Genomic DNA, 13014 nt, shown 5'->3' with positions numbered 1-13014 from the left:
GCACTGGTCGTGAGTGAGAAACAGGGTTAGAACACGGTTTCTCACTCACGACCGGGCAGCGCGCGCCGGAGTAGCTCCGCCAGGTGCACCGGGGTGCGGCCCGACTCCTGGGCGATCTGTGTGCGGCAGCTGAAGCCGTCGGACACCACCAGCGTCTCCTCCGGCGTCGCGCGGATCGCCGGGAGCATCCGGTCCTCCGCCACCGCCTTCGACACCTCGTAGTGGCCGCGCTCGAAGCCGAAGTTGCCCGCCAGGCCGCAGCAGCCCGAGTCCAGCGTCGTGTTGCGGACCCCGGCCGCCGCGAGCGCCGACTCGTCCGCGCCGAAGCCCAGAACCGCGTGCTGGTGGCAGTGCACCTGCGTGATCGCGTCGACGTCCAGGTCCGCGAACGGGATCGGCGCCCGCGCCAGCAGCTCCGCGAACGTGAACGTCCGGGAGGCCAGCACCGCGGCTCGCGCGTCGCCCGGCAGCAGCGCCGGCAGGTCGCCGCGGAACAGGGCCGTGCAGCTCGGTTCCAGCCCGGCCACCTCGTAGCCCTCTTCGAGGTAGGGCGCGAGCACGTCCAGCGTCCGGGTCAAGACGCGGCGCGCGACACCGAGCTGGCCCGTCGACACCCACGTCAGTCCACAACAGACTCCGCGGTCCGGCAGGACGACGTCGTAGCCCGCCGCGGTCAGCACTTCGTGGGCGGCGTCGAGCACCGAAGGCGTCAGGTAGTTGTTGAACGAGTCCGGCCACAGGACGACGCGACGCTCTCCCGAAGCCTTACGCCGCAAGTCCGCACGCGACGACGTGAACGGCGAAGGGGCGAACGTCGGCAGCGCACGCTCCGGCGCGATCCCGCCCAGCCGTTTCACCAACCGCGCCAGAGAAGACCGCCCGACGGCGTTGGCCAGCCGCGGCGCCCGGGCGCTGAGCCGCAGCCACAGCGGCAGCCAGCCCATCGAGTAGTGCGACGCCGGGCGCAGCCGCCGCCGGTAGTGCTGGTGCAGGAACTCCGCCTTGTACGTCGCCATGTCGACGTCCACCGGGCAGTCCGACAGGCATCCCTTGCAGGACAGGCACAAGTCGAGCGCGTCGTGCACTTCGGACGAGCGCCAGCCGTCCGTGATCACCTCGCCGTTGATCATCTCGGCCAGCAGGTGCGCGCGCCCGCGCGTCGAGTGCTGTTCCTCGCGGGTGGCCCGGTAGCTCGGGCACATCACACCGCCGCCACTGGTGTTGCGGCACTTCCCAACGCCGACGCAGCGGCGCATCGCCTGGCCGAAACTCCCCCGGTCTTCCGGATAACCGAGGAAGACACTGTCCTCAAAGGATGGTGACGTGGCCCGCACGCGCAGATCGGCGTCGACCGCCCGCGGCGCCACCAGGATGCCGGGGTTCATCCGCCCGGCCGGGTCGAAGATCGCCTTGAACCGCCCGAAGAGGTCCATCATGTCCGGGCTGTACATCCGGGACAGCAGCTCGGACCGCGCCTGGCCGTCGCCGTGCTCGCCGGACAGCGACCCGCCGTGCGCGGCGACGAGGTCCGCCGCCTCCTCCAGGAACCGCCGGAACCCCGCCACGCCGGACGTGGACAGCAGGTCGAAGTCCAGCCGCAGGTGCAGGCACCCCTCGCCGTAGTGGCCGTAGACGACGCTGCGCCGCCCGTGCGCCCGCATCAGCTCCTTGAACTCGCGCAGGTACGCGCCGAGCCGCTCGGGCGGGACGGCCGCGTCCTCCCAGCCCGGCCAGGCTTCCGAGCCGTCCGCGAGCCGGGTCGCGAGCCCCGCGCCCTCCTCGCGGATGCGCCACAGCCGGCGTTGCGCGGCCGGGTCGTCCAGGATCGCGAAGCCCGTGAGGTCGAGCGACGCCGCCAGCGCGCGGGCCCGCGACGCCGGGTCGTCGCCGGCCAGCTCGACGAACAGCCAGGCCCCGCCCGGCGGCAGGTCGTCCGCGCGGCCCGGCAGCATCGCGACGAGCTCGGCGTCGACGCCCTCGACGGTCAGCGGCGACCACGGCAGGATCGACGGCACGGCGTCGGCCGCGGCGATGTCGGACGGAAAACCCAGCACCGCCAGCACGCGGCGCGCGGGGAGCTCGGCCAGTTCGACCGTGGCTTCGAGGATCGTGACGCAGGTGCCCTCCGAGCCGACGAGCGCCTTCGCGACGTCGAACCCGTTCTCCGGCAACAGGTGTTCGAGCCCGTAGCCGGACACGCGCCGCGGCCACGTCGAAAGTTCCTTGCGCAGCAAGGCCAGGTTGTCCCGCACCAGGGCGCGCAGCTCGTCGAAGATCCGGCCTTCGGTGGGCTCGTCGCGCCCGACGCGCAGCCGCGTGCCGTCGTAGAGCAGGACGTCGAGCGAGCGGACGACGTCGACCGTGCGCCCCCAGGCCACCGAGTGCGAGCCGCACGCGTTGTTGCCGATCATCCCGCCGAGCGTGCAGCGGCTGTGCGTCGACGGGTCCGGGCCGAACCGCAGCCCGTGCGGCGCGGCGACCGCCTGCAGGTCATCGAGGACCGTCCCGGGCAGCACCCGCGCGAGCCGCGTCCCCGGGTCGAGGGAGAGCACGCCGCCGACGTGGCGCGAGGTGTCGATCACCAGGCCCGGCCCGCACGCGTTGCCGGCGACGCTCGTGCCGCCGCCGCGGGCGATCACCGGCAGGTCGCGGGCGCGCGCCTCGGCGACCGCGGCGACGACGTCGTCGACGGACCTCGGCAGCACCACGCCCCGGGGCACGTGGCGGTAGTTGGACGCGTCGGTCGTGTACAGCGCGAGCGTGGCGGCGTCGGTGAGGATCTCCACGCCCCCATTCAAGTCGACGGACGGCGTCCGTACCTCTCCAGCCGGGTATGTCCGAAACCACACCCCGTGTGCCATCGTGATCGGGTGACGGCAAAGGAGCACGTCGCCGAGTACAGCGCGGTGCTGGGCGAGCTGCTGCGCGAGCGCGAAAAGCTGCTCGGCACGCTCGACCGCGTCGCCGCGCTGCACGGGACCGCGCGCCTGGTCCGGGAGACGGTCGGCGCGAAGGCCGGGTTCGTCGCGGAGCTCGACCAGCCGGGGCTCGCGGTGATCCGCTGGATGTCCGGCACCCGGACGGACTCGCTGCAGGACCTCGCGGTGCCCGTCGGCCAGGGCATCGGCGGGCGGGTGCTGGCGCTGGGCCGGCCGGTCCGGGTCGCCGACTACGTCAGCTCGCCCGCGATCACCCACCAGTTCGACGCCCAGGTACGCGGCGAGGGTCTGGCGGCGATGCTCGCCGTCCCGGTCGTCGCGCGCGGCGAGACCGTCGCGATCGCGTACGCGGCCATGCGCGAGCCCGCCGACTTCGGCGACGACGCCGTCCGGCGGATGGAGGAGGTCGCCTGCCAGGCCGGGACGGCCCTGCAGCTGGCGAAGGTCGCCGAGACCGACCGCACGGCCGCGGTGGCCGGCGAACGCCTGCGGATGCAGAGCGCCCTGCACGACTCCGTCGGCGCGCTGCTGTTCTCCATCGGCGTCCAGGTCCGCGACCTGCACGGGGACGTCCACGGCAACCCCGGGCTGGAGGCGCGGCTGCGCCGGCTGGAGGGGGACGTCTCGGCGGCGGCCGGGGCGCTGCGGGAGTCGCTGCTGGCGCTGTCGGAGTCCAGTCCGGAGCGGGCGCTGCCGGTCGAGCTGGCCGAGCACTGCCGCTCGTTCCAGGCGCGCTGCGGCGTCCCGGCCCGGTTCGTGCAGCTCGCGGCGGTGCCGCCGCTGGACGCCGAACGCACCGCGCTGCTGGTGGCCGCGGTCCGCGAAGGACTGCTCAACGTCGAGAAGCACGCGCGGGCGTCGTCGGTGATCGTCAGTCTCCTGCCCAGCGAAGACGGGGTTCAGGTGGTCGTCGCGGACGACGGCACCGGCGCGGCGACCGTCCCCGGCACGGGCATGGGCCTGCGCACGCTGTCCGGGCGCGCCCTGCGGCTGGGCGGCCGGGTCAGCCTGGTCCGCGATGACGACGACGGCTGCACGCTGCGCGCGTGGGTGCCGCTGGTGCGGTCGTGACGCGCGCGAGCGTGCTCGTCGTCGACGACCACCCGGTGGTCCGCGACGGCGTCAGCCTGCTGCTGCGCTCCGACCCGTGCCTGGCGGTGGCGGGTTCGGCGGAGTCGGGCCGGGCGGCGATCCAGCGCGTGTCGGAGCTGCTGCCGGACCTGATCCTGCTGGACCTGCGGCTGCCGGACATGCTCGCGCCGGAGGTGATCGCCGAGCTGCGGCGCGTGCACCCGGCCGCCCGGATCGTGGTGTTCACCGCCCACGGCGACCACCAGGGCGTGCTGGCGGCCCTGGACTCGGGCGCGCACGGCTGCCTGCTGAAGGACGTGGCGGGCACCGACCTGGTCGCGGCGCTGCGGCGGGTGCTGCGTGGCGAGCGGGTGGTCGACCCGCGCATCCTGCCCGACGCCGGGCAGCGATCGGACGCGCTGGCCCGCAGCGGCCTGACCCGCCGCGAGTACGAGGTGCTGCGCCTGGCCGCGCAGGGCCAGACGAACCCGGAGATCGCGGAGTCGACGGGGCTGGCGCGCAACACGGTGAAGACGTATTTGCAGTCGGCGTTGCACAAGCTCGGCGCGCGCAACCGGGTCGAGGCGATCGGCAAGGCCAGCGAGGCCGGCCTGCTGTGAGATCCTCCGCCGGGTGACCATCGACCTGCACGCGCACAGCACGGCCTCGGACGGGACGACGCCGCCCGCGGAACTCCCCCGGCTGGCCGCCGAGGCCGGGCTGACGGTGCTCGCCCTCACCGACCACGACACCTTCGCCGGCCTGGAAGCCGCCACCGCCGCCTCGGACATCGAGATCGTGCCCGGCGTCGAGATCTCCTGCCGGCTCGACGACGCCGAGGTGCACCTGCTCGGCTACTTCGCCGACCCCGGGTACGCGCCGCTGGCCGCCGAGCTGGAGTTGATCCGCACCGATCGCACGCGCCGCGCCGTGCGGATGGTCGAGCGCTGCCGGGAGCTGGGCGCGCCGATCACCCTCGAGCAGGTCGAGGCGATCGCCGCGGGAGCACCGCTCGGCCGGCCGCACATCGCCGCGGCCCTGGCCACCGTCGGCATCGCCGATGCCTTCACCCCCGACTGGATCGTCGACGGCGGCCGGGCCGACGTCCCGAAGCACGTCCTGTCCACAGTGGACGCGATCGGGCTGGTCCGCGCGGCCGGCGGCGTGACCGTGCTGGCCCACCCGCGGTCGGTGAAACGCCGCGCGGAAGTCAGCGACGCGCAGCTGGCCGCGCTCGCGGCGGCCGGGCTGACCGGGCTCGAGGCCGACCACCCGGAGCAGGCCCCCGAGGTCCGCACGCGGCTGCGGGAGGTGGCCACCGGACTCGGTTTGCTCGCGACGGGCTCCAGCGACTTCCACGGCGACCGCAAGCCGGTCCGGCTCGGTGAGCACACCACCTCACCCGACGTGTTCGAGGCGCTGCGGGAAGCCGCCGTGTCCGTTTTGTAGCCGGTTACCTCTCCACGTGGGGGTGTCCGAGGACCCGACCCCACCGCAGGATGACCGCCACCGACGGTGACTCACGTCACACGAGTGGAGGAGGCGTCGTGCGTCCAGGAGTGAGTCCGTGCTGACCGTGCGTGGTCTGCGGGTGCGGTACGGCCGGTCGACGGCCGCCCTGCACGGTGTCGACCTCGACGTCTCCGCCGACGGCGTCCTCGCCGTGCTCGGCAGCAACGGCGCCGGCAAGTCCACCCTGCTCAGAGCCGTCTCCGGCACCCTCCGCATGCACCGGGGCGTCATCGAAGACGGCGAGATCCGCTACGACGGCCACGCGCTCGGCAAGCTCGACCCCGCCCGGATCGTCCGGCTCGGCGTCGTCGGCGTGCCCGAGGGGCGGCAGGTCTTCGCGCGGATGACCGTCGAGGAGAACCTGCGCGCCGGCGGCATCGGGGCCCGGACCGCCGCCGAACGAACCGAAGCACGCGAGCGCGTCGACGAGCTGTTCCCGGTGCTGACCGAACGCGCCAAGCAACGGGCCGGCCTGCTGTCCGGCGGTGAGCAGCAGATGCTGGCCATCGGGCGGGCACTGATGTCCGCGCCGCGGCTGCTGCTGTTCGACGAGCCGTCGCTCGGGCTGGCGCCGAAGATCATCGCGCAGATCGCCCGGACCATCCGCGAGATCCACGAGCAGGGCACCGCCGTGGTGCTGGTCGAGCAGAACGCCGTGATGGCGCTCGGCGTCGCCGACCACGCCGTCGTGCTGGAGGTCGGCCGGGTCGCGCTCGCCGGGACGGCCGCCGAGCTGTCCGCGAGCCAGGACGTCCAGCGGCTCTACCTCGGCGGGCACGCCGAGTCGCAGGAGACCGCCGACGCCGAGGCCGAACGAGCGCGCGAGCACCTCGCGGGCCGGACGCTGTCGAGGTGGGCCGGATGACGCCGCCGGAGCTGCGCGTCGAGGGCGTTTCCCTGCGGTTCGGTGGGATCCGCGCCCTCGACTGCGTGAGTTTCACCGTCGCCCCCGGCTCGCTGCACGCGCTGATCGGGCCGAACGGCGCCGGGAAGTCCAGCTGCTTCAACGTGATCAGCGGCCTCTACCGGGCCGACGACGGCCGCGTGCGGCTCGGCGACACCGACCTCACCGGGCTCGCGCCGCACAAGCTCGCCGGGCTCGGCGTCGGCCGGTCGTTCCAGAACGCCGCGCTGTCGGCCGGCTCCACCGTGCTCGACAACGTCCTGCTCGGCCGCCACGCGCTGACCCGCGGCGGGTTCCTCGAGGTCGGGCTGCGGCTGCCGTGGACGGTCCGCGCCGAACGCCGGCACGCCGAGCGCGCGCGGGAGATCTGCGCGTTCCTCGGCCTCGGTGACGTCGTCGACGCACCGGTCGGCGCGCTGCCCTACGGCGTCGTCAAGCGCGTCGACCTGGCCCGCGCGCTCGCCGTCGAGCCGGTCCTGCTGCTGCTCGACGAGCCCGCGGCCGGGATGAACGCGGCGGAGACCGCGGAGCTGGCCGGCACGATCAGCGGGATCCGCGCCGAGCTGGGCATCTCGATCCTGCTCGTCGAGCACGACATGGGCCTGGTGATGGGCATCGCCGACCGGGTCACGGTCCTCGACTTCGGCCGCCGCATCGCCGACGGCACCCCGGCGCAGGTCCAGGCCGACCCGGACGTCATCAAGGCCTATCTGGGCACGGAGGCGGCGTGAACACATTCCTGCAGCTCACGGTGAACGGCCTCGGCAAGGGCGCGGTGTTCGCGCTGCTCGCGCTGGGGTTCGTCATCATCTTCAAGGCCACCGAGGTGGTCAACTTCGCGCACGGCTCGCTCGTGCTCTTCGGCGGCTACCTCGTCGTGGTGACGCGGGACGCGCTGGGCTGGGTGGGCGCGTCGCTCGTCGGCATCGTCTCGGCCGGGCTGCTCGGCCTGGTCGTGGAGCGGCTGCTGCTGTCGCGCTCGCGCCACGCCGACGCGAACAGCCTGGCCCTGCTCACCATCGGCGTCGACGTGATCGTCACCGAGGAGATCGTCCGCCGCCTCGGTGTCACGCTGCCCTTCCTCGGCGGCGCCTGGGACGCGCAGCCGTTCCAGCTCGGCGGGATCACGCTGTTCCGCACGCACCTGGTCGCCCTCGGCGTCGCCGCGGTGCTCATCACGGCGTTCTGGCTGGCCTTCAAGTACTCGAACTGGGGCGTGGCCATGCGGGCGCAGGCGGAGAACCGCGAAGCCGCCGCGTTGATGGGCATCCGCAGCTCCCGCGTCACCGCGACCGCGTGGCTGGTCGCCGGGCTGCTGGCCGGGGTGGCGGTCCTGTTCATCGCGACGCAGGACTTCTCCGGCGCCGGCCTTTCGCGCGGCACGCACTCGATCGCGCTGGCCGCGTTCCCGGCCGCGATCCTCGGCGGCCTCGACTCGACGGCGGGCGCGGTGGTCGGCGGCCTGGTCGTCGGCCTCGTGGAAGCGCTGTCCGCGCAGTACGTGTCGTTCGACTTCTCGAAGAGCGCGGTGTTCCTCGTGATGCTGGTGGTCCTGGTGGTGCGGCCCTCGGGGCTGTTCGGCACGAGGGAGCGAACCCGTGTCTGACAGTGCTGTGTCCGAAGTGGACAGCCCACCGGTCGCCGCAGCCGCGCCGCCGAAGCGCCGTGACGCGGGGAAGCTGGTGCGCACGATCGCGTGGCTCGCGCTGCTGGTCGTCCTGCTCGCCCTGCCGCTCTACCTCGACGCCGCCTGGCTGAAGGCCGGGCAGTACATGATGATCGGCGGGGTCGGCGCGATCGGGCTGACACTGGTGGTCGGGCAGGCCGGGCAGCTTTCCCTGGCCCACGCGTTCTTCCTGCTCGCCGGCGGCACTGCGTACACCGTCCTTTCCGGACCGACCGGCGACGACCGCGTCGTCGGCTTCGGCCTGGACCCCGGCCTGGCGCTGGTCGGCGCGGTCGTCGTCTCGGCGCTGCTGGGCCTGGCCTTCGCGCCGGTGGCCGGGCGGCTGCGCGGGATCTACCTCGGCGTCGCCTCCCTCGCGCTGGTGTTCCTCGGGCTCTACTTCGGACAGTCCGCCGAGGAGCTCACCGGCGGGACGTCCACCGGGCGCGCGCCGGCGCCGTTCTCGCTGTTCGGCTTCCCCTTCACCAACGACGGGCCCGAGCTCACCCTGCTCGGCGTCCCGATCCGGCAGGCCGAACGCACGTGGTACCTGTTCCTGCTGCTCACCGCGCTCGCGTTCGTGATCGCGCGCGGTGCCGTGCGCGGCCGGGTCGGCCGGTCGTGGCGGGCGGTGCGCGACAACGAGGCCGCGGCCGCGGTGATGGGCGTCAGCGTGCTGCGGGCCAAGGCGGGCGCGTTCGCCGTCTCGTCGGCCTACGGCGGTCTCGCCGGCGCGATGACCGTGCTGTGGTTCGACATCCTCAAGCCGGACGAGAGCGAGTTCGGCACCTACGGCATCAACGTGTCCATCGCCTACCTCGCGATGGTCATCATCGGCGGCCTCGGCTCGGTCCCCGGCGCCCTGGTCGGCGCGTTGATCGTCAACGGCCTGCCGCAGGTGCTCGCCCTGTACTCCGCCGACCTCGGCTGGTTCGCCGGCACCGGCGACGGCGCGCTGACCCCGATCCTGGTCAGCTCGTTCGTCTACGGCGCCGCGATCATCCTCGTCGTCCTGTTCGAACCTGGCGGGCTGGCCGCGATCGGCCGCCGGCTCACGCAAAGACGTTTTCGCCGTCAACCCCGTCAAACCGCGGAGGAACCATGAAACGCACACACCTGGCGGCGGCGCTGGCGGCCGTCCTCGCGCTCTCGGCGTGCAGCACGAAAGCGGGCGACGCGGGCTCGTCGGGCCCGGACAGCTCCGGCGTCAAGACCGGCAAGGGGGTGACGGTCACCGAGGTGACGCTCGGCGTGATGACCGACAAGTCCGGCGTCTTCAAGAACCTCGGCCTCGGCGTCACGCAGGGCAACGAGCTGTGGGCCAAGGACTTCAACGCCGCCGGCGGCGTCTGCGGCCGGCAGGTGAAGCTCGAAGAGGTCGACCACGGCTACAAGGCCGACACCGCGAAGACGCTGTACCCGCAGATCGAGCCGAAGGTGCTCGGGTTCGTGCAGCTGCTCGGCTCGCCGGTGGTGGCCGCGCTGAAGCAGAACCTGGCGACCGACAAGGCCGTCGCCGCGCCCGCGTCGTGGTCGTCGGAGCTGCTCGACAACCCGTACGTGATGATCGTCGGCACCACCTACGACCTGGAGATCATCGACGGCCTGGCGTACCTGCAGGAGCAGGGGCAGCTCAAGGACGGCGACACGATCGCGCACGTCTACATCGACGGCGAGTACGGCAAGAACGGCCTGCGCGGCTCGCAGTTCTACGCGAAGAAGCACAACCTGACGGTCAAGGAAGTGAAGATCACCTCGACCGACAGCGACCTGACGAACGTCGTCACCGGGCTCAAGGGCGCCGGGGTGAAGCTGATCGCGCTGACCACCACGCCCGCCCAGACCGGGTCCGCGCTCGCGGCGAACAAGGCACTCGGGCTGAACGTGCCGGTGCTGGGCAACAACCCGACGTTCGACCCGGTGCTGCTGAAGAGCCCGGCGGCGAACGCGCTGGACAAGCTCACGATCGTCGCCAGCAGCGTGCCGTTCTCGGCCGACCTGCCGAAGGCCAAGGACGTCGCGGCGAAGTTCAAGGCCGCCTACAAGGAGACACCCAACGGCGGGGTCCCCTACGGCTACGCGGTCGGCGAAGTGTGGGGCGCGGTGCTCAAGAAGGCCTGCGACAACAAGGACCTCACCCGCGACGGCATCGCCGCGGCGCTGAAGCAGACGACCTCGGCCGGCACGGACGACCTGGTCGCGGCGCTCGACTTCTCCAAGCCGGGGACGCCGGCGACGCGCCAGGTGTACGCGGCCACCCCGGACGCCACGGCCGAGGGCGGCGTCAAGTACGTCAAGCCACTGTTCGAGGCACCGGAGGCCAAGGAGTACGTGGCTCCGCACCAGAAGTGAGCCGTCGCGCGGCCAGCGCGGCCGCCTCGTGCAGCGGGGTGGTCGCGTTGGCTTTCGCGGCGTCCAGCAGGTCTTCGACGGTCTTCCCGATCGTCTCGACGCGGGCGAGCGCGGCCTCGTGGTCCAGGCCCTCCGCTTCCCGCGAGAGCGTGTAGACGATCCCGCCCGCGCTCGCGACGTAGTCCGGGACCCACAGGACGCCCCGGGCGGCCAGGTCGTCCGCGACGGAGTCCTCGGTGAGCTGGTTGTTGGCCGGGCCGACGACCAGCGGGGTGTCGAGCCGGGCCACCGTCTCGGGGCTCAGCACCCCGCCGACCGCCGCCGGGACGACGACATCGGCGCTCAAGGTGAGCGCCTTCTCGGGCTCGGCCCAGGTCAGCCCGCCGCTTTCGGCGTCGGCGCGCTTCGCCGGGTCGATGTCGGAGACGACGACGTCGGCACCGGCCGCGTGCAGGCTCGCCGCGAGGTGGGCGCCCACGGAGCCGTAGCCGCTGATCACCACCCGGCGCCCCGTCATGTCCGCGGAGCCGACCGCCGCGCGCAGGGCGGCCAGCACGCCGACGGCGGTCGGGCCGCTGGAGGAGCCGGTGCCGCCCGCGGACTCGGGCGTGCAGAACGCGAACGCCGAGACCTCGCGCAGCACGAGCATGTCGGCCGGGCCGGTGCCGACGTCCGGGCCGGCCAGGTAGGTGCCGCCGAACTCGGCGATCAGGTCGGCGTGGTCGAGCAGGACGTCCCGGCGCTGCGCCGGCGAGAGGACGCGGCCGGGCTCCAGCGCGAGGACGCTCTTGCCGCCGCCGAACGCGAGGCCCGCGACGGCGCACTTCGCCGTCATCGCGGCGGACAGGCGGAGGACGTCGTCCACGGCCTGGACGGGCGTGGCGTAGGCCTTCATGCGGCAGCCGCCGACGGCCGGGCCGAGTGCGCTCGAGTGGATCGCGACCATCGTGGTGACGCCGGAACGACGGCCACGCCGGGCGACGAGCTGTTCATGTGCGGTCATGCCGACCGAAGTTAGGGTGAACATCGACGCTGATGACTGTCCGCCGAACTAAATTCGGTGGAACCGAGGAGGGCCCCGTGCTGGACGAACTTGATTCGGCGATCGTGCGCCACCTGCAGGAGGACGCCCGGCAGACCAACCGGGACATCGCCCGGAAGGTCGGCATCGCGCCCTCGACGTGCCTCGAACGCGTCCGGCTGCTGCGGGAGCGGGGCGTCATCCGCGGCTACCACGCCGACATCGACCTGGCGAGCCTCAACCGCGGCGTCCGGGCGCTCATCGCGGCGCAGGTGCGACCGTTGAGCCGGGCGGTCATCGACGAGTTCCAGCGCTCGATCTCGGACCTGCCGGAGGTGCTTTCGGTCTACGTGACCGCGGGGAGTGACGATTTCCTGATCGAAGTGACGACACCGGACATCGACGGGCTGCACGCTTTCCTCGCCGACCGGCTGGCGTTGCGCCGCGAGATCGTCGGCTTCCGGACGTCGATCGTTTTCCGGCACCTCCGGAAGACGACGCTTGAACCCCTCCCACCGGGGTAACCCTGGTGTGGACGACACGCCACCCCTAAGTGTTCCCCTGAAATACCCGGGTTCGCACCCTCAAAGGCGGAAAATGTCGGTGTCGGGCGGTCTAATGAGCACGACGGGAAGGAGGCACCGCCATGACAACGGAACTGAACCACCGGGAGCGGGCCACATTGAGAGCCGTGGCCGGGGGCCACGCCGAGATCAGCTGCAGCTGCGAGCCCGACCTGTTCATCGACGGCCTGAGCTGCTGCGACCAGTCCACCGTGCACCGGCTGGCCCGGCTCGGCCTGATCGCACCCGCCCGCCCCGGCAAGTGCGGCACCCGCGTGCCCGCCGTGCTGACCGAGGCCGGCTCACTGGCGCTGGGCGAGGTCTTCGCCATCGCCGCGTAATTGTTTTGCCACACTCTGGGGTCACTGACAGCATCACCTGATGCACGTATTCCTCGAAACCGAGCGGCTGATCTTGCGCCGGTTCACCGAGAACGACGCCGACTCGCTCTTCGCGCTCTATGACGACCCGGCCGTGATGAAGTACCTCAATGGGGGCCGGCCGGCGGACCGCACCGAGATCGTCACGCTGGATCTCCCCGCGTTCCTCGGTTACTACGAGCGTTTCCCCGGTTACGGGTTCTGGGCGGCGATCGAGAAGAACACCGGCGATTTTCTGGGGTGGTTCCATTTCCGCCCGCGCCCGCACGATCCCCCGGACGAGCCGGAGCTGGGGTACCGGCTGCACCAGCGGGCCTGGGGCAAGGGCTACGGGACCGAAGGCTCGGCGGCGCTGCTCGCCAAGGGCTTCACCGAACTGGGCGTCCGCCGCGTGACGGCGGCGACCATGGTGGTGAACAAGGCGTCGCGCCGCGTGATGGAGAAACTGGGGATGACGTTCGTCCGCACGTACTTCGAGGACTTCCACGACCCGGCCCCGGGTTCGGAGCACGGCGAGGTCGAGTACGCGATCACCCGCGAAGAGTGGGCTGCCGCGGCCGGTCGTGAGTGAGAAACAGTGTTCTAACCCTGTTTCCCACTCACGAC

Annotated in this window: 13 protein-coding genes; 11 read left to right on the top strand and 2 right to left on the bottom strand. The window is 72.3% G+C overall.

Going from position 1 to position 13014, the window contains the following annotated elements; all coding sequences use genetic code 11:
- Nucleotides 1–41 precede the first annotated feature (41 nt).
- A complete protein-coding gene (locus tag ACZ7OU_RS17375; protein WP_470255753.1) occupies nt 42–2786 on the bottom strand; it encodes an FAD-binding and (Fe-S)-binding domain-containing protein in 2745 nt (914 codons plus the stop codon).
- Between the two features lie 84 nt (nt 2787–2870).
- On the opposite strand from ACZ7OU_RS17375, the gene ACZ7OU_RS17370 reads away from it, so the two are divergent.
- The 8 genes from ACZ7OU_RS17370 (at nt 2871) to ACZ7OU_RS17335 (ending at nt 10444) form a co-directional block, all read left to right on the top strand.
- Nucleotides 2871–4010 (top strand): GAF domain-containing sensor histidine kinase, encoded by a 1140-nt coding sequence (locus tag ACZ7OU_RS17370; RefSeq protein ID WP_470255752.1) that lies wholly within the window; start codon nt 2871–2873, stop codon nt 4008–4010.
- A complete protein-coding gene (locus ACZ7OU_RS17365; protein ID WP_470240951.1) occupies nt 3986–4630 on the top strand; it encodes a response regulator in 645 nt (214 codons plus the stop codon). Before ACZ7OU_RS17370 ends, ACZ7OU_RS17365 begins: the two co-directional genes overlap by 25 nt.
- 13 nt (nt 4631–4643) lie before the next feature.
- Nucleotides 4644–5459 carry a PHP domain-containing protein gene (locus ACZ7OU_RS17360; protein WP_470255751.1) on the top strand — a complete coding sequence of 272 codons (816 nt, stop codon included), beginning with the start codon at nt 4644–4646 and terminating at the stop codon, nt 5457–5459.
- Between the two features lie 118 nt (nt 5460–5577).
- On the top strand, nt 5578–6387 hold the full coding sequence (locus tag ACZ7OU_RS17355; RefSeq protein ID WP_470255750.1) for an ABC transporter ATP-binding protein: 810 nt from the start codon (nt 5578–5580) through the stop codon (nt 6385–6387).
- Entirely contained in the window at nt 6384–7157 is a 774-nt protein-coding gene (locus ACZ7OU_RS17350; RefSeq protein ID WP_470255749.1) for an ABC transporter ATP-binding protein, read from the top strand. Before ACZ7OU_RS17355 ends, ACZ7OU_RS17350 begins: the two co-directional genes overlap by 4 nt.
- On the top strand, nt 7154–8032 hold the full coding sequence (locus ACZ7OU_RS17345; RefSeq protein ID WP_364379875.1) for a branched-chain amino acid ABC transporter permease: 879 nt from the start codon (nt 7154–7156) through the stop codon (nt 8030–8032). The genes ACZ7OU_RS17350 and ACZ7OU_RS17345 overlap by 4 nt, the downstream gene beginning before the upstream one ends.
- On the top strand, nt 8025–9197 hold the full coding sequence (locus ACZ7OU_RS17340; RefSeq protein WP_470255748.1) for a branched-chain amino acid ABC transporter permease: 1173 nt from the start codon (nt 8025–8027) through the stop codon (nt 9195–9197). The genes ACZ7OU_RS17345 and ACZ7OU_RS17340 overlap by 8 nt, the downstream gene beginning before the upstream one ends.
- Nucleotides 9194–10444: an ABC transporter substrate-binding protein gene (locus tag ACZ7OU_RS17335; protein WP_470255747.1), complete on the top strand. Its 1251-nt coding sequence runs from the start codon at nt 9194–9196 to the stop codon at nt 10442–10444. The genes ACZ7OU_RS17340 and ACZ7OU_RS17335 overlap by 4 nt, the downstream gene beginning before the upstream one ends.
- Here the strand turns inward: ACZ7OU_RS17335 and ACZ7OU_RS17330 are convergent.
- Nucleotides 10386–11447 carry a Glu/Leu/Phe/Val dehydrogenase dimerization domain-containing protein gene (locus ACZ7OU_RS17330; protein WP_470240957.1) on the bottom strand — a complete coding sequence of 354 codons (1062 nt, stop codon included), beginning with the start codon at nt 11445–11447 and terminating at the stop codon, nt 10386–10388. The genes ACZ7OU_RS17335 and ACZ7OU_RS17330 overlap by 59 nt on opposite strands.
- Before the next feature lie 80 nt (nt 11448–11527).
- Here ACZ7OU_RS17330 and ACZ7OU_RS17325 point away from each other — a divergent pair, with 80 nt between their 5' ends.
- The 3 genes from ACZ7OU_RS17325 to ACZ7OU_RS17315 all read left to right on the top strand — a co-directional run bounded on the left by ACZ7OU_RS17325 (nt 11528) and on the right by ACZ7OU_RS17315 (nt 12979).
- Nucleotides 11528–11989 (top strand): Lrp/AsnC family transcriptional regulator, encoded by a 462-nt coding sequence (locus ACZ7OU_RS17325; RefSeq protein ID WP_470242370.1) that lies wholly within the window; start codon nt 11528–11530, stop codon nt 11987–11989.
- 122 nt (nt 11990–12111) lie between these two features.
- The gene (locus ACZ7OU_RS17320) at nt 12112–12369 is read left to right on the top strand and encodes a hypothetical protein (RefSeq protein WP_470240958.1); all 258 of its coding nucleotides are present in this window, start codon (nt 12112–12114) and stop codon (nt 12367–12369) included.
- A 40-nt stretch (nt 12370–12409) separates the two neighbouring features.
- Nucleotides 12410–12979 (top strand): GNAT family N-acetyltransferase, encoded by a 570-nt coding sequence (locus ACZ7OU_RS17315; RefSeq protein WP_470255746.1) that lies wholly within the window; start codon nt 12410–12412, stop codon nt 12977–12979.
- Nucleotides 12980–13014: the final 35 nt, after the last annotated feature.

Source organism: Amycolatopsis sp. NPDC114505, from assembly GCF_055633615.1.
This window is presented reverse-complemented; position numbering and strand designations above follow the sequence as displayed.

Bases quoted from the DNA above. Each gene is read 5' to 3' on its own strand.
- ACZ7OU_RS17350 (WP_470255749.1), top strand. From the start codon at position 6,384: ATGACGCCGCCGGAGCTGCGCGTCGAGGGCGTTTCCCTGCGGTTCGGT.
- ACZ7OU_RS17335 (WP_470255747.1), top strand. From the start codon at position 9,194: ATGAAACGCACACACCTGGCGGCGGCGCTGGCGGCCGTCCTCGCGCTC.
- ACZ7OU_RS17330 (WP_470240957.1), bottom strand. From the start codon at position 11,447: ATGACCGCACATGAACAGCTCGTCGCCCGGCGTGGCCGTCGTTCCGGC.
- ACZ7OU_RS17320 (WP_470240958.1), top strand. From the start codon at position 12,112: ATGACAACGGAACTGAACCACCGGGAGCGGGCCACATTGAGAGCCGTG.
- ACZ7OU_RS17315 (WP_470255746.1), top strand. From the start codon at position 12,410: ATGCACGTATTCCTCGAAACCGAGCGGCTGATCTTGCGCCGGTTCACC.